This is a genomic window from Paenibacillus tabacirhizosphaerae, assembly GCF_040812395.1.
Taxonomy (GTDB): Bacteria; Bacillota; Bacilli; order Paenibacillales; family NBRC-103111; genus Paenibacillus_E.
On the sequence record NZ_JBFNXH010000012.1, the window covers coordinates 38760 to 56453 of the forward strand.

The 17694-nt window shown below is 47.5% G+C and carries 14 protein-coding genes and 1 pseudogene; 6 read left to right on the plus strand and 9 right to left on the minus strand.

The window, feature by feature from the left end:
* Positions 1-10: 10 nt before the first annotated feature.
* The 7 genes from ABRS97_RS19645 to rbsK form a co-directional block, all read right to left on the minus strand.
* Positions 11-850: a sugar ABC transporter permease gene (locus tag ABRS97_RS19645; protein WP_367816755.1), complete on the minus strand. Its 840-nt coding sequence runs from the start codon at positions 848-850 to the stop codon at positions 11-13.
* Entirely contained in the window at positions 847-2142 is a 1296-nt protein-coding gene (locus ABRS97_RS19650) for a carbohydrate ABC transporter permease (RefSeq protein WP_367816757.1), read from the minus strand. Before ABRS97_RS19650 ends, ABRS97_RS19645 begins: the two co-directional genes overlap by 4 nt.
* Positions 2143-2224: 82 nt before the next feature.
* Positions 2225-3526 carry a sugar ABC transporter substrate-binding protein gene (locus ABRS97_RS19655; protein ID WP_367816759.1) on the minus strand — a complete coding sequence of 434 codons (1302 nt, stop codon included), beginning with the start codon at positions 3524-3526 and terminating at the stop codon, positions 2225-2227.
* Positions 3527-3612: 86 nt separating this feature from the next.
* Positions 3613-4629: a LacI family DNA-binding transcriptional regulator gene (locus ABRS97_RS19660; RefSeq protein WP_367816761.1), complete on the minus strand. Its 1017-nt coding sequence runs from the start codon at positions 4627-4629 to the stop codon at positions 3613-3615.
* Between the two features lie 771 nt (positions 4630-5400).
* On the minus strand, positions 5401-6177 hold the full coding sequence (locus ABRS97_RS19665) for a Cof-type HAD-IIB family hydrolase (RefSeq protein ID WP_367816762.1): 777 nt from the start codon (positions 6175-6177) through the stop codon (positions 5401-5403).
* A gap of 15 nt (positions 6178-6192) precedes the next feature.
* Complete coding sequence (locus tag ABRS97_RS19670) at positions 6193-6393, minus strand: hypothetical protein (protein ID WP_367816764.1); 201 nt, start codon at positions 6391-6393, stop codon at positions 6193-6195.
* A gap of 9 nt (positions 6394-6402) precedes the next feature.
* Positions 6403-7311 carry a ribokinase gene (gene rbsK / locus ABRS97_RS19675; RefSeq protein WP_367816765.1) on the minus strand — a complete coding sequence of 303 codons (909 nt, stop codon included), beginning with the start codon at positions 7309-7311 and terminating at the stop codon, positions 6403-6405.
* Between the two features lie 141 nt (positions 7312-7452).
* Between rbsK and ABRS97_RS19680 the strand changes: the two genes are divergently transcribed.
* From ABRS97_RS19680 to ABRS97_RS19710, 6 genes are all read left to right on the plus strand, one after another.
* A complete protein-coding gene (locus ABRS97_RS19680) occupies positions 7453-7791 on the plus strand; it encodes a L,D-transpeptidase (RefSeq protein WP_367816767.1) in 339 nt (112 codons plus the stop codon).
* A gap of 272 nt (positions 7792-8063) precedes the next feature.
* Positions 8064-8771: a C40 family peptidase gene (locus ABRS97_RS19690; RefSeq protein WP_483312480.1), complete on the plus strand. Its 708-nt coding sequence runs from the start codon at positions 8064-8066 to the stop codon at positions 8769-8771.
* A gap of 235 nt (positions 8772-9006) precedes the next feature.
* Positions 9007-9384: a GntR family transcriptional regulator gene (locus tag ABRS97_RS19695; RefSeq protein ID WP_367816773.1), complete on the plus strand. Its 378-nt coding sequence runs from the start codon at positions 9007-9009 to the stop codon at positions 9382-9384.
* 15 nt (positions 9385-9399) lie between these two features.
* Positions 9400-10089: an ABC transporter ATP-binding protein gene (locus tag ABRS97_RS19700; RefSeq protein WP_367816775.1), complete on the plus strand. Its 690-nt coding sequence runs from the start codon at positions 9400-9402 to the stop codon at positions 10087-10089.
* Entirely contained in the window at positions 10086-10922 is an 837-nt protein-coding gene (locus ABRS97_RS19705; protein WP_367816777.1) for a hypothetical protein, read from the plus strand. The genes ABRS97_RS19700 and ABRS97_RS19705 overlap by 4 nt, the downstream gene beginning before the upstream one ends.
* A gap of 13 nt (positions 10923-10935) precedes the next feature.
* The gene (locus ABRS97_RS19710; RefSeq protein ID WP_367816778.1) at positions 10936-12177 is read left to right on the plus strand and encodes a hypothetical protein; all 1242 of its coding nucleotides are present in this window, start codon (positions 10936-10938) and stop codon (positions 12175-12177) included.
* A 295-nt stretch (positions 12178-12472) separates the two neighbouring features.
* Here ABRS97_RS19710 and ABRS97_RS28225 read toward each other — a convergent pair whose 3' ends face one another.
* Together ABRS97_RS28225 and ABRS97_RS19715 are read right to left on the minus strand one after the other, a co-directional pair.
* Entirely contained in the window at positions 12473-12931 is a 459-nt protein-coding gene (locus ABRS97_RS28225; protein WP_483312481.1) for a sensor histidine kinase, read from the minus strand.
* A gap of 48 nt (positions 12932-12979) precedes the next feature.
* Positions 12980-17680, minus strand: a pseudogene (locus tag ABRS97_RS19715) (AAA family ATPase); the annotation flags it as partial.
* Positions 17681-17694 lie beyond the last annotated feature (14 nt).

Sequence of the window (17694 nt, forward strand, 5' to 3'; positions counted from 1 at the left end):
TTGTTAAAAATCAACCCTTGGAAGCGCCTGCCGTCAAACCGTCAATCACGTACCGCTGCAGGAAGAAGAACAGCAGTGTGATCGGAATGGCCACAAGCACCGAACCCGCTGCGAAAGTCGTAAACAGCATCTGTGACTTGTCCATGACCATCTCAAATAATCCGATTGCAAGTGTCTTCTTCTCGCTTGAACGGAGCAGCAGCCGAGGGAGTATGAAATCCATCCATGGCGCTATAAAGCTCGTAAGGGATACGAATGTAAGTATAGGTACACAGAGCGGTGCGATGATGCGAACAAATACCGTTGTATGATTTGCGCCGTCGATCCTCGCGGTTTCTTCCAGACTCTTGGGAATTCCATCCATATACCCTTTAACAAGCCAGATCCCGACGGGCGTACCGCCAGCAACGTAGACAAGTACCAACCCGAGATGCGTATCCAGCATACCTGCCTGTAGCAGAAGAATGTATACGGAAATCATCGCCATGAAGGAGGGGAACATTTGCAGCACCAAAAGAGTAGTCAGCACACCGTCCCTGCCGGCAAAACGAAAGCGGGATACCGCATAAGCCGCTGCTGTGACCACAATTAGGGAAGCAGCCATGTTCATGCAAGCGATTTTGAAGGTATTCCAGAACCAGAGGCCATAATTCGTATTTTCAAACAGATACTGATAGTGCTTGAATGTCAGTTGTTTCGGAATTAGACTGGAGCTGTACAAGGCATCTCCCGTATTGAACGAGGCCATGACAATCCACAGGACGGGAAACAAACAAATGACGGACAGCACAAGCAAAAATAGGTAGATGAGTGCGGTAATCGCTTTACTTTCCTGCCGCATCGATTTCATTGGACGAGATCCCTCTCTTTTTGCGCTTTCGTAAACCTGAATTGGATGACAGAGAATGTTGCGATCACAATAAATACCAGAATAGATACAGCAGAAGCCAAATTGAACTGATTTTGCTCAAGCGTCAGCTTAAAGATCCATGAAAGCAGAATATCCGTTTCACCGGCAAATTTCAGCACATTATTAACCGGATTGCCTTCCGTCAGCAAATAAATCAGATTAAAGTTGGTGAAATTGAACGCAAAATTCATAATCAGCAGCGGTGCCGTACTATAAAGCACCATAGGCAGGGTAATGCTGAAAAATTGCAAAGCGCGGCTTGCGCCGTCCACTTCGGCAGCTTCGTACAGATCCTTGGAAATTCCGCTCATAACCCCCGTCATCATAAACATGAAATAAGGGAACGCGAGCCACAAGTTGACCAACAGTACCGTGACCTTTGCTAGATTGGGATCGGACAGCCATTCCATGGCCGGGAGTCCGACTGCCTTAAGGTATTGGTTCAGCGGGCCGAAGGAGCCATTGAAGAAATTGCGCATAATCAGAATCGAGACAAAGCCGGGCACCGCATAGGGCACAATGAAGATCGTCCTCCACAGCTTCTTGTAGCGAACCGTTGGGTACTGCACCAAGACAGCAACGAATAAGCCAAAGAAAAAGGTGCTCACCGTGGCTAGAACGGCCCACACCACCGTCCACAAGCCTACTTTCACAAATGTGCCGCTCCAATTGCCGAGCGTAAGTAAATCCTTGAACGTTTGCAGACCTACCCAATCGACTAAATGCCGCGGAGGCAGATGATTCGGGCCTGAATAGTTTGTAAATGCGATCAGAACACCGAAAACAATCGGCAGGATGGTAAACAGCAAAGTAAGCAAAAACGCCGGCGACATCAGAATGAAGGGATAGCCTTCCTCACCTAGTCTCTTCAAGCTCTCTGCGAATCGCGGAGCACGGGCTCCGCTCTCCCTCAATTTACCAATCCGATAGGCATCTCGGACATTCCAACCATACAGCGCTGCGAAGAGCAGGAATGCGAATACAGTCAAAAGCCCTTGAACCATCATAAAAATGGAATGGTCTCCCGGCACGAAATTACCATCAACCAGGCGCGAAGGCTGCTCTCCGAGATATATCAACATGAGCAGACCTTTCTTCCACTCCGGGAGAGCTGCCAGCCCTCCCCCTTCCGCCAGCAGCAAGAGTAGCCCTTTCATCCACTGTTTGTTGTAAAGCTGTCCAATGCCCATGCTGAGCAGTGACAAGGTTGCCGCCTTAGAACGAGTACGCAATGATGAATCCCTCCGATCTGGGAATTACACGACAAATCAGCCGACATAATCCCATTAATTGACGCAAACGATTGCACAAAAGCTATTTATTAACTAAAATGGATTCGCGAATTTGCTTTACTGCCTCGTCGAGCAACAGTTTGCTATCTCCGCCTTTATTCCAGGCTTGCGTCACAGCAGTCCCCATTGGTCCCCATACATTAACCATTTGCGGTACGGACGGCATAGCTACAGCCGAGGCTGCCTGCTGCAAGAATGGAGCTGCGTAAGGAGCTTGGGTAATGGCAGGATCGTTCATTAGATCGTTTCTCGGAGGCAGCTGTCCTGAAATCTCGAAACGCTTGGCCAACATCTCTTTCGAGGAAGCGAAATATGCGAGCAGCTTCGCCGCCTGAGGATACTTCGTATAAGAATTGACATATAATGCCCGAACGCCGAGAAAGCTCTTCGGTGTCTGACCGTTCGGCAGCTTAGGCAGCGGAACGATACCGAAGTCGACAGCTCCTTTGAGCGATGCTGCACCCGCCTGACCGTTGATATTGAAAGCGAGCTTCCCTTCCTTAAATAGTCCTTCTTTAATATCGTAAGAGACATCCTCTTTCTTGAATGGAACTACGGTCTTAATTTTCCTTATATAATCAAGCGCTTGCACAGAAGCTTCGTTATTAAGGCCAATGTCCTGCACATCGCTGCCGTTCTTGCCGAATACATACCCTCCAAAGCCTTGGATGAAGGCGCTGTCATAATACAGATTACCCATCTCCCACATTAGTCCATAGGTTTTCTGCGCTGGGTTATTGATTTTGCCAGCTATTTCAATCAGCTCATCAAAGGTCTTCGGCGGCTCAGGCACGAGCTTTTTATTGTAGTAAAGCGCATATGTCTCAACACCGGTAGGGAAACCGTACAAGGTATTTCCGAGTGTAACCCCTTTCAATGCACTGTCCATAAAATCATTCTTCAACAGATCCTTAAACTCATCATTTGGCAGGATCAAGCCTGCGGATGCCATATTGCCCAAATGGTCATGCGGCGCGACAAATACGTCTGCGGCTAGTCCGGCCGGGCCATCCGTCTGGAGCTTCTTCGGAGCGTCCCCGTTCTCGACAACCTCAATTTTGACGGGAATATTATATTTCTTGGTAAATTCCGCCGTCACATACTTGATCCATTGTCCGTTGACACCCGCTCCCTCCCAAACCTTCAACTCAGCGCCCTGCTCCGGTTTCAGACCGGCCGGGTATGCTGCAGCGGTTCCTTTGGTGGCCTCGCTGCCTGATTTAGGACTAGGCTCCATGGTAATCCCGGGATTGGCAGTCTGTGAACAACCCGAAACGGCGAAAGCTAATAATACTGTAAACGTAACCATTTTTTTGCGACCCATACTCTATTCATCCTTTCGTCTTTAGCTTGAAGCGCATATATTACCCTCATGGGTTGCTTCCTGACCATTCATGTGGACCGTAGCGATTATAACGCTTTGGTGCTGTTCCTTACACTAAGACTTACCGGGAGTACAATCTTGCAATTCTCTATAGGTTCTCCCTGGATTTGACTTAGCAGCATGTTCACAGCAGCTTGGCCCTTCTCAACCAAATCCTGCTTCACCGTAGTAATTGAGACCGGTATATACGGACTCAAGAAAATATCATCGAATCCTACAACCGATATCTGATCGGGTACACTAATCCCCAGGTCATACATCGCTTTGATGAATCCGATCGCGCCTACATCCGAGAAAGCGAATACCGCACTGAATCGATCTTCCGGCGGCAGCGTACCTGCCCTGAGCCCGGCATGATAGCCTCCTTCAAGTGATACAGGCTCTTCAAGAACCAAACTCGGATCGTAGTTTATTCCAGCTTCCTCCAAAGCACGCCGGTATCCGAGCCAGCGCTCATAACTCACCCCTGTGCTCTGCAGGACGCCTGATAAAATAGCTATTCTTCGGTGTCCTTGACCCAGGAGATGCTTTGTGCCAAGCTGTCCTCCCGCCTGATCGTCAACGTTCACCTGTGCAAGCTTCGGGTCAGATAAGTAGCTGTCCATGAAGACACAAGGCACATTCAGCTGTAATAACCGCTCAAGCACTGGAGAATCATCGAAGGTTCCTATCACAATTAGACCGTCCATATGACGCTCATGAACAAATGAAAACGATTCGTTATCGTTTGCCCCGAACAAAATAATATGGAATTGATGATTGCGCGTCCCTTCTTCGATGGCTGAGAGCAGCTGCCAATAGAAGGGGTTATCCTTCAATCTTCCCTTCTCTAGAAAAGGAACGATAACGCCGATGAGATGGGATTTCTTGTCCCTAAGATTACGCGCTGAAGCACTGGCGAAAAATTGAAGCTCCTCCATCACCTGCTCCACCTTGCGTATGGTGTCCGGTGAGGTCCGTCCCGTTTTGTTCAGCACATTAGAGACCGTCGTTACCGATACATTCGCCATCCTTGCCACGTCTCTTATTGTAATTCTGCTCATGATTTCTCCTTCGTTGATGTAACGTTTCATCAATAATCATATAAAACTGTTATTTTCTTAAAATTCACATTTTCTAATTCATCAAATTAATTGGTGTAACGTTTCATCTATTGGTTTAATCATAGAATCAACTCACCCTATTGTCAATGTTTTTTTCAGAATATTAATTGTTTTTGAATAGAGCTTCGAGGTGAGGGCTGTTTGAGGCTTACATGCATAACGTTTCTTCGAAGCCCATGAATGAAATGCTATGTTAGTTTCGGTTGCCGTGTTCCACCGTGATGACCACATTTCCTTTTTTATGTCCCTTGTCGATACCTGTGTGCTTCGGCAATTTTAAATCCGGACCGCCTATTCTCCGTGCACAGCGATATCCACGGAACTACGCTGCCTTATTCCACGGCAGCGTTCCTTTTCTCCCCCTGAAGAGGAACTAGGGTGCGTTAAATGAGCGAAAACGTGCCTGAAACCCAGCATTCTCTGCTCATAACGCACGGTAGTTCCGCGAAATGTTCCTACAACCGAGAATACCGCCTTATAAAGCATCTACGTTCCGCTCACCTGCGTAAAAAGACGATCTATCGCAGATCGAGGCGGTATCGAGTGATCCAAACAGCCTGTGACACTTCCTCCTTCGTCCACCTGTCACATGCTCGTACCACACGATGCGTACGGAATCTCTCCGCTCTGCGAGCTCGTCACACACATAACTGACGACATATGCGCTCTGTCAAAAATCTGACTTCACTCAAGGCTGGGTAAAAGTCGGGTCTACCGGTAGCGTTCCAGTACCTTTGCAACGCCGTCCTCATCGTTTGAATCCGTTACCTCGCTGGCGAGCCATTTCAATTCATCGATTGCATTTCCCATAGCAACTGACCAGCCGCAGATCTTGAATAACCCCAAATCATTATAGTCATCGCCAAATACAATGACTTCATCCAATGATATACGGAGAGCTTGGCATAATTCACTTACCGCTCTTTCCTTAGAAGCCTTCAACGATGAAATTTGCACCAATTCCCCATGATCGGTAAGTAAGATGTGCAAACGAGAAGCAAATCGCTCCTTCAGTTGTTCATGATGATGAAGACCTGTAACAAGAATTTTGCTCGCATCGTATGTTTTGAGCGTCTCTACAGATTTGACAATTGGATTGCCTTTGACATTCATTCTAACCGTATAATCAATTTCATTCAGACTAAACCATTCATCCCTAACTTCCACGCCTAGCTCAATATCTGGGTTCATGTTCAGGAGGAAATCGATGACCTCTGCGGACAAAGCTGCTTCTACAGCTTCATGGGTGTCCAATCCTGATAAACGACAAGACACTTGCGCACCATTGTAATAGACAAATGATCCTGCCAGCAAAAGGTTTTCCGGCAATAATGACTTGACCGCCCTAGGTGGACGAGCCGTGGCAAAGATGATTCTCACATTCTGATGAAGCATTTTATCAATAGCGTTCATATTTCGTTCCGAGATATGTTTATTGGAATCAAGCAGTGTTCCGTCTAAATCAAGCACGATCGCGGAAACTTTCATCGGCTTCCCTCCCCTTTAATACGGCATCACAACAGCCATCGGCCATTCTTCAGCTGCGCTCGGGATCGTTGCCATTCCGCCACCAACCTCCAGCACACCGATAGCGAAAAACAGCGGCGGAATGACCACGTCGAAGAGCGCCAAGAGAAGCGCCCTCGGCAGCAGTTCCTCATTGCATGGATCCATTCGCGGGAAAATGCACAGGATGTATGTCATGATGCCGCCTCAAAGCAATTCCACCTCATCGCAAGTCGGCATGCCGGCTTGCGCTCCAAACTTTGTAACGGCTATCGCCGATACCTTACTAGCGAAAAAGATCGCTTCAGACAACGAACTGCCCGATGCCAGCGCATAGGCAAGTCCCCCATTATAGGCATCCCCGGCCCCCGTTGTATCGACAACGGAAACGCGGTGAGCCGGAACAAACATAAGCTCTCCGTCTTTGCGCAAACAAGCCGAGCCTTCCTCGCCGAGTGTCGTGATGACACATCCCGGCCCCATGCCGAGCAGCGCTTCCATCGCCACTTGCAGACGATCACCGCTGGCGTCAATTCCTGTAAGCGCCGTTAACTCAAGCCGGTTCGGTGTTATGTAATCTACGCAATTCAGCAGTGACTCCGGCAGTTTACGTGCAGGCGCTGGATTTAATATCACCGTCTTCCCCAATTTCTTAGCTCTTTCGCACGCAGCCGCTACCGTTTCAAGCGGAATTTCCAACTGGACGAGCACGATGTCATGATTGGCGATGACACTCTCCAAAGCAAGGATGTGTTCTGGCAAACAAGAAGCGTTCGCGCCCGGGACAACCACAATCTGGTTGTCAGATTCAGCTAGCGTGATCGCCGCGACACCTGTTGACGCTCCGGCAATGCGCTTCACATAATCGGTGGAAATGGCATCCTTCTGAAGCGATTCAATCAGCGATTGCCCGAACATATCGTCTCCAACAGACCCGATCATCGTCGTTTGGCCTCCCAGCCTTGCAGCAGCAACCGCCTGGTTCGCGCCCTTACCTCCTGGTATGAAATGGACTCGATCGCCTGACAGTGTTTCACCAACGCGCGGAAACCGCGGCGCTTCCACGACGATATCCATATTTAAGCTTCCTATAACTACAATTCGAGGCTTATTCATTCGATTTTTCCTTTCCAGATACAGGTAGTTCTGTTGTAGTATAACACAGGACACATCATTGCTCACATGAGTGATAACACAAGACATATGCCCCTGCACCTTTTCGTAAATGCACATAGTATACATTGAGGTGAGGCTCCTGTGCCAAAATATCGCATCATTGTCGATCTGACTGATTTCATGTTGTATCTATTGGATAACAATCGCGTTGTCCGCGGTTTCCCTGTCGGGATAGGCAAGATGGTGACCAAAACGCCGACAGGCAATTTTTATATTATTAATAAAGAACCTAATCCAGGGGGTCCTTACGGAGCATTTTGGATGGGATTAAGCAAGCCTCATTACGGCATTCATGGCACCAATGACCCCTCGTCCGTCGGCAGACAAACTTCTCACGGCTGCATTCGCATGTATAATGACGATGTGCTCGAACTTGCGGCGCTCGTCCCCCTTCATACCCCTGTGAATATCCGGTCATAAACCTTCCACATAGCAGCCACTTCCTGCTAAATGGACTGGTTTGGGAACAGCTGGACAAGCCTATGCAAACGCTTTTTATGCCACACTTCGTTCAATTTACCTGTCAAGGAATTATTTCTCACCCATTTTTAACGAACTTCTCATAAAGTCTGTTTTTTCTAGGTCTGGCTTGACTTTCCGCCTCGATCGGTAAATTTTAGGAGATTTCATCTGTGCTAAAGTAAAGACAGGTTGAACATCACATACCGCGATCCATAAGGAGGAAATCAACGATGAAACTCAAGAAACTACACCTTGGCAAATCGACTGTCGTCTCTTTAAGCCTAGCTCTCTCGATGTTTGCTGGATTTTCCACTTCTGCCTATGCAGCACCTGTAGCAACAGCTACGGTAAACAAAGGGGTGAACTTCCGTGCGGATCAAAGCACGAGCGCTCCGATCTTAGGATTTGTTAAAGCCGGAACCATTCTCCCGGTAGAAGCCGCAAATAATTACTGGGTACTGGTTGATTACAACGGCAAACAAGGTTATGTGTCCCGTTCATATGTAACGGTTAACCAAAATAATCCTGCACCCAATCCTAACCCGCAACCAGTTCCAGATTCATCCACTGCCAGCAAAATCATAAGTACCGCTCAGTCCTTCCAAGGCAAAGTAACCTATGTCTTCGGGGCTAGAGATGTCCAGCATCTCATTATGGACTGTTCCTCTTTCACGCAATACATATTTAAGCTTAATGGAAAGTCCATACCTTGGGGATCGAAAGCGCAATCGCAAGTAGGCACTTCCATTCCGAAAAGCCAACTGCAACCTGGTGACCTCGTTTTCTTTAGCGTTAGTACGCCAGGTCAAGTCAACCACGTTGGCATTTATATGGGTAACGGCAAGTTCATCAACAACTTACCGAACAAAGGGGTCATCGTCTCAGACCTTAACAGCTCTTACTGGACAAGCCATTACATTTCCGCGAAACGCGTGTAAAGCCAGCGCATGAAACATCGTATTTTCAGGTCAACCAGACATTGCTGGTTGGCCTTTTTCTATGCTTAATCTCCCAACCCCCTGCGATTAGATTTAACGAAAAATCGATGGAAGCTATTGACACATTTAGTGTATTAGGTATATAGTACACACATAGTGTATGAACTACTTAGTACACACACTTTAGAGAAGAATGAAAAAGGTAGAACAAATCATTAAATCAGGAGATGGGCCGATGAACGTGACGTATAACAACCGTGATCCGGTATATTTGCAAGTTATTCGGCATTTCAAGGAAGAAATTGCAACCGGCAACATGGTGGCCGGACAAGTGATTCCTTCTCGCAGGGAACTAGCCGGATTGATGCAGATTAACCCGAATACGGCACAACGCGCTTACAAGGAAATGGAGGAACAACGATTGATCACGACCGAGGGTAATTCCCCTAGCCGCATTACAACGGACGAACGTGTCCTAAAGTCAATCAGAGAAGAACTTATTCAGGAGGCCGTTCATGTCTTCGTGGATTCTGTGAAGAAAATCGCCGTGCCCGTAGACGAGCTGCTGCACATCGTCAAAGAAAAGTATGAGGCGGAACAAGCGAAAGAATAGGAGGAGCGTGCCTGTATGATTGAAGTCAAGCAAGTGACCAAAAAATATGGAAGAAAGCGCGTACTGGACGAGGTCTCGTTCACCGCGGAAAAAGGGCAAATTACTTGCCTCGTCGGGATCAACGGCGTGGGTAAGTCCACCGTCATGAAAGCGATCATGGGACTCACCCCGATATCGGGCGGCGAAATTCGAATCGACGGCAAGCCGATTGGCAAGCCGCTATATGAGAAAGTTGTCTTTATTCCGGATACGCTGACCATGCCGGTCTCGATGCGCATTCAAGACTGCATGCAGTTTATGCAGGATTTCTATAGCAACTGGAACTCACAACGTGCCGTGGAACTGTTAAGCTTCTTTAAGCTGAAAGCTGAGGATCGTATAGGCGAACTGTCCAAAGGAAATGCCGCCAAAGCGAATTTATTGCTTGGCTTGTCCCTGGATGCCGACTACGTGCTTATGGATGAACCTTTTTCCGGTATCGACATTTTCAGCAGGGAGCAAATTACCAAAGTTTTCACCTCTCATCTGATCGAGGATCGCGGGGTTATTATCACGACACATGAGATTCATGATATCGAGCATCTGATTGATCAGGTCGTGCTGCTGGATTCCGGACGGGTGCAAAGGCAATTCAATGTGGAGGATGTAAGGCTGCAAGAAGGCAAATCCGTCGTGGATGTCATGAGAGAGGTGTATCAAGCATGAAAAGTTACCTAAAGCTTCTCCAATGGGAGATCAATCGGTTTGGCAAGTTTTACGCCGTGCTGCTGCTAATCACGGCACTATTTCAAATGGCTGGCGTTTCGTTATTTGCCAATAATTATATGGCCTCGGTCCGCCAAATCATGGAGAGAGAATCGGTCGCGATAGCCGCTGTGACGAAAATGACGCCTCTGGCTAATTTCGATAATTACACCCAGCAATCCCTTTGGTTTGTAGGCCCAATCGCCTTATGCGCTGGTATTTTGGTGCTGTATGTGTTTCTGACTTGGTATCGCGAATGGTTCGGTAAAAATACGTTCGCCTACCGGCTGTTCATGCTTCCTGTGCCGCGGATGCAGATCTATTTGGCCAAAGCGGTTTCGATTCTTTTATTTGTGCTCGGACTTGTTGCGGTTCAGTTGCTCCTGATCCCGCTGCAAGCCCTCATCTTTCAATCGATCATCCCTGAAGATCTCAGAAAAGCGTATCAGTTCTCGCAAATCATCAGAAATCACCCTTACCTGAATTTGCTCGCTCCCCGGTATTTCGTTCAATTCATCCTCTATTACGGGGCTGGAATTATGGGTTTGCTTGTCATCTTTACAGCGATCTTGCTGGAACGCAGTTATCGCGTCAAAGGGATTATCGCCGGCGTTGTTTACGTCTGCGCAGCTGGTGCTGTAATCATTTCTCCATTGGCCCTGACAGAGAACTGGCTCCGGAACTATTTCTACCCTAGCGAAATTCTCGGCATGTTCGTTGTTCTGGGGTTGTTGATCTGCGGCTTTTCGCTGTGGCTCAGCGCACGTTTGCTTCAAAAAAAGGTATCCGTTTGAGGAGGCATTAACCATGTTGCGTTACTGGAAATTGATTGTGATCGTCCCGCTGATCATGCTGGTCTTCGGCACCTACTACCTGACAGCATCAGACGATATTCCGCCATATTACATAAAAACCATCGCAGGCGACGAGAAGGAAGCCGCTCACGTATCCCTTCAAGCCTATGATAATAATCAGCTTCAAATCCAAACGGGCGGCAGCCGATATGTTGGCGGCAACTCCTTCCTGGAGTCCCTGGAATCGGACAATTACCTTACTCCAGAATTGGAAAGACTCATCAAAGAGAACCGGTCCTTCATGCGCGGCAAACGAAATCTCGCCGGTATCTATGAAGACGCTCATATACTCGGCTATGCGGAGATCGATACGCCGAACGACTACTATGAGAATCAATCTGGCAAAGTTACCATCTCGCTATATGATAAGGAGCGTCGTACAGACCGATCCTTCCAAGTCATGCTGCCCAGAGAACGCGTGACCGACATCATCGTAGTTTCCAATGTGCAGATCAAGGAGTCCCTGATAAAGCTGGTCACCTCTAATCAAAGCGATCGAACGGTACGTGCAACTCGTTCCCAACATGTATATAGCATTGATCTTGTGAAGCAAACGGTTATCGGGGATCAAACTATCCTCAATACTGCCGTAACTGACAAAAATCAGCATATCGACATCATGGATGTCTACGAGGCCGATCATTCGCTGCCTTCCAACTTTATCGTTCGACGAATCGCGCACACGAGGCAGCAGGATGAGAAGGACCGCACCGGCGATAATACACCTTCACAGGAGCCTGTCATCGAAAAAAGTGAATTATTCGTCTACGACCTCTGGAACGATAAAGCGTCAACATTAACCAACGAAGCGATCAACCGCCTGTCAAATGAACCAGCCTCGCTCGCCTTAAGTCTTGAGGGGGATATGCTGTATCTAACATCCTGGGCTGACCCAAAAGGTCCAAGAACGCTTCATTACAATTTGAGGGACAGCAAAGTCGTAGGCGAAACCGCCCTCAACATAGCGGAGCTACAAGCAAATGCGACGGAAGCCGCGAACTCGCGAATTGTCAACGGCCGCTTCTTCACACTGTTGAATGCTTTGCATGACGGCAACGAATCCTACCCGAAGCCGCCAATTCTAGTCGTCGCTGAGCTCGGTACGGGGCGGATCCTGTATCAAGGCCTCGTTGCCCGCAAAGATAATCAACCGTTCGATAATTTGAACATTCATAGTCTGTTCTTCTATAAATAATCGATAGCCCCTTTTCTCAAAAGCAGGTCTTTGCACAGCTTTTAAGAAAAGGGGTGTTTTTTCAAATGATCAGAAATCGCCGCCGATCTTCGGCTGGGTTCGGGCGGCTGCGTAACATATAGCCACTATCCCATGGACTCATCCAACTGTTCCATTTCTGAGCCAACGGGATAGTGTCCATAGCGTGCGGCACAACAATATAACGGCCCCTTAACCTGCTGCAAGTGATTCCGTTCCCATAGAAGTCGTGGTGGGCCAATAAAAAAGAGAGACACTAAAGGCCTCTCTTCACTAATTATATGCGATGCACAGGCAAGGAGAATGAAATGCTGCACCCTCTGCCTAACCGGCTTTCCGCCCAGATCTGTCCTCCGTGATACTGGACAATTTCTTTGGCAATTGCTAGTCCTAGACCGCTTCCCCCCGTTGTGCTGCGGGACTTGGAAGCTTTATAGAAACGTTCGAAAATATGCGGTAGATCTTCTTCACTTATTCCGACACCCGTATCGGAAACTTGGATAATGAGTTCGCTCGGTTCTCCTGCAATTTCTGCTTTAACGCCGATATGCCCGCCTTTTGCCGTAAATTTAAGCGCATTGTACAAAATATTCGCATAAACTTGCTCAATCCGATCGGTATCGACGGTCAGCAACAATTCATCGCCATCCGGGAGAAGCATATCCAGTTTGTAGCTGATGCCAGCGTTTGCCGTATCCAATTCATACTGCTCAAACAACTGCCGGACCATAGCCATGCAGCTTGTAGGAGTCAACTGAAAATGAAATTGCTTGGTCTCCAGTCTACTGAGCTGATACAGGTCTGTAATTAAACGCTGGATGCCTACGATGCGCATATGAACAACAGAAAGATATTTTCGCTGTTCGTCCGGATCCAGAATGACTCCATCCAGTATAGCTTCTACATACCCTTGGATAGAGGTAAGCGGCGTGCCCAAGTCATGCGAAATATTCGATAACAAATCTCTGCGGGAAGTTTCCATGAGAGTCAGTTCATTCGTTCTTTCTCTGACTTTGGCCTCCAAATCATTATATAATCGAGCGTTCTCAATAGAAATCGCTGCCTGTGCAGACAACAGTTTAATGATATCAAGCCGATCCGAGGTGAACGCGTTACGAATAAGATTATTTTCGAGATAGAGGACGCCAACAAGATTACCTTGATGCAGGATCGGCTCGCAAAAGATGGATTTGCTTTCGTGCGCGCGAATGTAAGGGTCATGCGTGAAAAAACCTTTATTCGCAGCATCGTCCAGCACGACGCCATCTTTGGTCCGTGCGACATATTGGATCACGGAAATGGAAAGATCCTCCCTAGTTTCAAGAGGGGTGGAGCTTACTGTGTATGAATCCCTGCCTTCACGGGCAAGCGTTTCCGTTCGCATCTCGGCCTCAACGTAGAGACTGTCCTTATCCTTAAGAATAAGGATGCACCGTTCCGCTCCAGAGGAATAAGTAACAATCTCCAGCAATCGTTTCAAAAGTTGCTCCAGATTGACTTCACTGGATAAAGATCGCGAGGTATTCATGATCGTCACGAAATCGAGCGCTTGAAGGGAATAATCGCTGATCTTCGTCGTGCTCCAGTCTTGGTATTCCTTCAGTGAAGTCAAGTAGTGAGGATAACGCATTTTTAACTCATCCGCTTTCGCTTTTGCTCCCCAGCTCAGATACCCGTAATAAGCATCGGTCAAATACGTCTTCGCTATCTTCTCACGTAAAGCCTCTCTGTATAGCCTCCCCGCAAGCTCGCAGGCAATAGCTTCATGTTGAATAAATCCATTTGCCCGCGCTTGCCGGATGGCCGCTTCATAATCATGCTCCGCTTTTGCAAAATGACCTAGCACGCGGTTCCATTCCGCATGCATCAGTAAACTTAGATGCTTGTAATTTTCTGAGCCATGGTTGGCCCATTTATCCATCTTGCCTATCATCTTCGCGATCTGCTTGTTGTACTTTTTCTGCTCGGAGTTCGAGGCTTCCTTATACACTGCCGTCATTGACAACACATAGTAATAGTAATTTTCCGGAATGTGGAACAATCCGAAAGAAACGGACTGCATGGATTCTGCTTGCGCCCCCATAATCATCGCATCTTTATATTGCCCGAACAAATAATAGAGCATCATCTTTTTGATAGAGTATACATGCAGAATCACTTGATTCGGATGGACTTCCAATTTCTTGACGAAACGGTCTTCCTCCGCTTGATCTTTGCCAATAACTAGGGGATTCGAGGATTGTCCCTCCAAATTATGAATAACCATACGCAGCATTTCCAGCATTAAAAGGGTATCATGATGATTGGTTTGCTCCAAGATGCGGTAGTGCTTTCCTAAATCCTCATAAACTTCCGGCAGGGATACACCTTGAAAATCCTTTACAAGCACTTGATACGTCAGCGCATACCCAGTGAAAACCAGATCGCCGTCCTCGATCCCGCTTCGGAATGAATCCTGCAGATGGTCCAAGCAAACTTGCATCGGTTTTACCCAAGTAGAGACAAATAAACCGAACGAAAAGTGGCTTTTGCTGCGGAACTGATGGGATTGGAACTTTTCATTCATTCTCACTCCAAGCAGACCATACTGATAGCCGAGCTGATAATCACCAAATCCAGAACCTAGAATTAGGCCATAAGTGCCGTAAACATAAGCCATGACAGCCGAATTGCCATGTTTTAACGCGCGCTTGGTCATAACGAGCATGAAAAAAACGAATAAATTTGTATTCGTAAAATAAGCTGATATCGCTATGCTCATCATCAAAGAGCTTAGTTTGAGCTGGTACTCGTCTTCCAAAATCGGCAAGTTATAGAGCTGGTCCGTGTTCTTACGCCCGATCATTACTTTCAACTTGAGGTATTCCTGGAATAAATGAAGATTCGAAGGCTCGCTAGGGATTCGAATTCCTAGCTTTGCTAACGCTTCTAAACCAACTTCCACGCTTTTCTGCTGCTTGCCCACATTCGTGTATAAAACGACCTGTAAATTATAAATCTCCAGCCTAAGTTCATCTGTCTTTGCGTCCTTCAACAATCTTGAATACGAGATTTCCGCTTCGTCTGCTTGCCCGTTTAAGTAAAGAACCTCTGATTTCTCTAAGCAGATCGTGAAACTCAGATCACTCAGTTCTTCCCTTTCATCACGCTGAAGCAGTGCCAATGCCTTATTATAATATTGCAGTGCCGAGCGATACGCATTCGATGCCTTCGCTTTTCTGCCTGCTGCCAGATTCAATTCCATCAAATGAATAAAGGCCTCCCGCTCGACGAGAAGATCAGAGCCAATATTCATCTGATTCACAATATCGAACAATCGCAGTTCGATCTGATCTGCTGTTAAACGCTGGAGCAGCTTCTGACCAATATCTAAATGCATGCAAGGTATGACAGCGCTATCCATAGAACCATATACAGCTTCTTGAATGGAATCGTGCACAAAGCTAAAACGAATGTCGTGCGCAGCGGTTTCATCCTGCATGTCGCTGTAAAATTTATAATCCAAACCTTCCGGGATAATCAATCCCGTTTGAATGGCACCTTCCAGCTCGCTCAAAATACTCGTAAACGGCGTCTCTGTTACGATGCCAAGCGTTTCAAGGTCAAATGTTACGCCTATGCAAGCAGCCAAACGCAGTAAATATTGCGTTCTCTCCGGCATACGGTGAAGCTTCTCCGCCAAAAGGTACATGAGGTTATCAGTGATTCTTAACATTTGAATCTCATCCATATCCCACGTCCATCGATTGGCTGCATAATCGAACCTCAGCAAGCTTTGCTCGTGCAGGGCAACGAGAAACTGCTTAACGAAAAATGGATTGCCCCCGGTTTTCTGCAGCACCAGCTCCGCCAGTTCCTTCACCTGCTGAGGCTCGTACTTCATTGCCCCGGCAATCAACTGCTGAACAGCCCAAATGTTAAGCGGCTTCAGAGCAACCGTCTCCGCCACCAAACGAGCTGGCAATTTCTCCATCAGATGCTCGCTTGTCGAAGTGAGCCTTGCACACTCAAACTCATTGCGATAAGAACCAATAAAAAGCAGATGCTGATTCTGCCAATCATTGAGTAACAATTCCAGGAATTGCAGCGATCCTGCATCAGCCCACTGCAAATCATCAAGAAACAGTACAATAGGCCGGTCTTTCACGGAAAACACGAGCAGAAATTGCTGCAGCAAAAAATGCAGCCGATTTTGTGTTTCTTGCGGAGGCAGTTGTTTGGCTTCCGGTTGATCGCCGATCAGGAGCCTCAGCTCCGGAATTAAATCAGTCAGCACGCTGCCGCTTGTACCCAGCACAGCAAGCAGCCGCTGCCGATAGCCTTCAATCTGCTTATCCTTCTCTGTAAGCAGTTGTCGCACTAGCTGGCGCAGCGCCTTGGACAATCCATGATAAGAAATATGCTGCTTATTCGGCTCAAATCGCCCGGACAAGAACCAGCCGTTATCCTTCATGACCGTCTTCATCGTCTCAGCGATCAAAAAGGACTTGCCGAAGCCGGATTCCCCTGAAACCCAGACGGCTTCGAGCGATCCCTGCACAGTCCGCTGGTACACTTGCAGCAATTTGTCCTTTTCCTCTTCACGACCATACAAGCCTTGAGGGATTTGGAACATGTCTGTCCGGTCTGCTTGTCCTACCTCAAATGGCCCAATCTCGCCTTGATCTTCGTACATCGCTAAGCAGCGTTCCAAATCCTGAATAATCCCGTACGCACTCTGGTACCGTTCCTCGGCATTTTTGGCAAGCAACTTCATAACGATATCCGACAGTGGTCCGGGTATGCACAGGCGAAGACTTGCCGGCGGTGTCGGAGAGACGGCAAAATGGCAATGAATAAGCTCCACCGGATCCTCCGTCTGAAAAGGTAGCCGCCCCGTCAGCATTTCGTAGAACGTAACCCCTAACGAATAATAGTCGGAACGATAATCGATAAGCCGGTTCATACGGCCAGTTTGCTCGGGCGACATGTAGCTCAGCGTACCTTCAAGCATAGATGGATCCAGCATTTCCTGTCTTTCTCTTGATAACGAGGAGATGCTGAAGTCCCCCAGCTTCATAATTTGCTTTTCGGGATTAATAATAATATTGCTTGGTTTAATATCCTTATGGATGACGTAACGTTGATGAATAGCTCCAACAATTTTGACCAGTTGGATCGCTGAGGTTAAGAAAGTTGGCAGCGATTGGCGAAAAACGGGAAAATATCCGGAAAGCGTTTCACCATCGAAGTCCTCAAGAACAAGCATCAAGCTGTTCCGGTGCTTGAGGAGCGCAAGAGGTCTCACAACCCCGGGGATATCAAGCGATTTGCCAATCTCATACTCCCGCTTCATTCTGGAAATTTCCGGCGGTGTCGGGAAGTCGGATCTGAGAATCTTGAGTATGACTTTCTCCATCGTCTCACGATGGGAAGCACGGTACAGCACGGTACGGTCGCCCTGATATATTTGTCTAATCACATCGTATTCGGGCAAAGTAAACATGGTATTCCTCCTAA

Bases quoted from the DNA above. Each gene is read 5' to 3' on its own strand.
- ABRS97_RS19645 (WP_367816755.1), bottom strand. From the start codon at position 850: ATGAAATCGATGCGGCAGGAAAGTAAAGCGATTACCGCACTCATCTAC.
- ABRS97_RS19655 (WP_367816759.1), bottom strand. From the start codon at position 3,526: ATGGGTCGCAAAAAAATGGTTACGTTTACAGTATTATTAGCTTTCGCC.
- ABRS97_RS19660 (WP_367816761.1), bottom strand. From the start codon at position 4,629: ATGAGCAGAATTACAATAAGAGACGTGGCAAGGATGGCGAATGTATCG.
- ABRS97_RS19665 (WP_367816762.1), bottom strand. From the start codon at position 6,177: ATGAAAGTTTCCGCGATCGTGCTTGATTTAGACGGAACACTGCTTGAT.
- ABRS97_RS19670 (WP_367816764.1), bottom strand. From the start codon at position 6,393: ATGACATACATCCTGTGCATTTTCCCGCGAATGGATCCATGCAATGAG.
- rbsK (WP_367816765.1), bottom strand. From the start codon at position 7,311: ATGAATAAGCCTCGAATTGTAGTTATAGGAAGCTTAAATATGGATATC.
- ABRS97_RS19690 (WP_483312480.1), top strand. From the start codon at position 8,064: ATGAAACTCAAGAAACTACACCTTGGCAAATCGACTGTCGTCTCTTTA.
- ABRS97_RS19695 (WP_367816773.1), top strand. From the start codon at position 9,007: ATGAACGTGACGTATAACAACCGTGATCCGGTATATTTGCAAGTTATT.
- ABRS97_RS19700 (WP_367816775.1), top strand. From the start codon at position 9,400: ATGATTGAAGTCAAGCAAGTGACCAAAAAATATGGAAGAAAGCGCGTA.
- ABRS97_RS19705 (WP_367816777.1), top strand. From the start codon at position 10,086: ATGAAAAGTTACCTAAAGCTTCTCCAATGGGAGATCAATCGGTTTGGC.
- ABRS97_RS19710 (WP_367816778.1), top strand. From the start codon at position 10,936: ATGTTGCGTTACTGGAAATTGATTGTGATCGTCCCGCTGATCATGCTG.
- ABRS97_RS28225 (WP_483312481.1), bottom strand. From the start codon at position 12,931: ATGGCTATGGTCCGGCAGTTGTTTGAGCAGTATGAATTGGATACGGCA.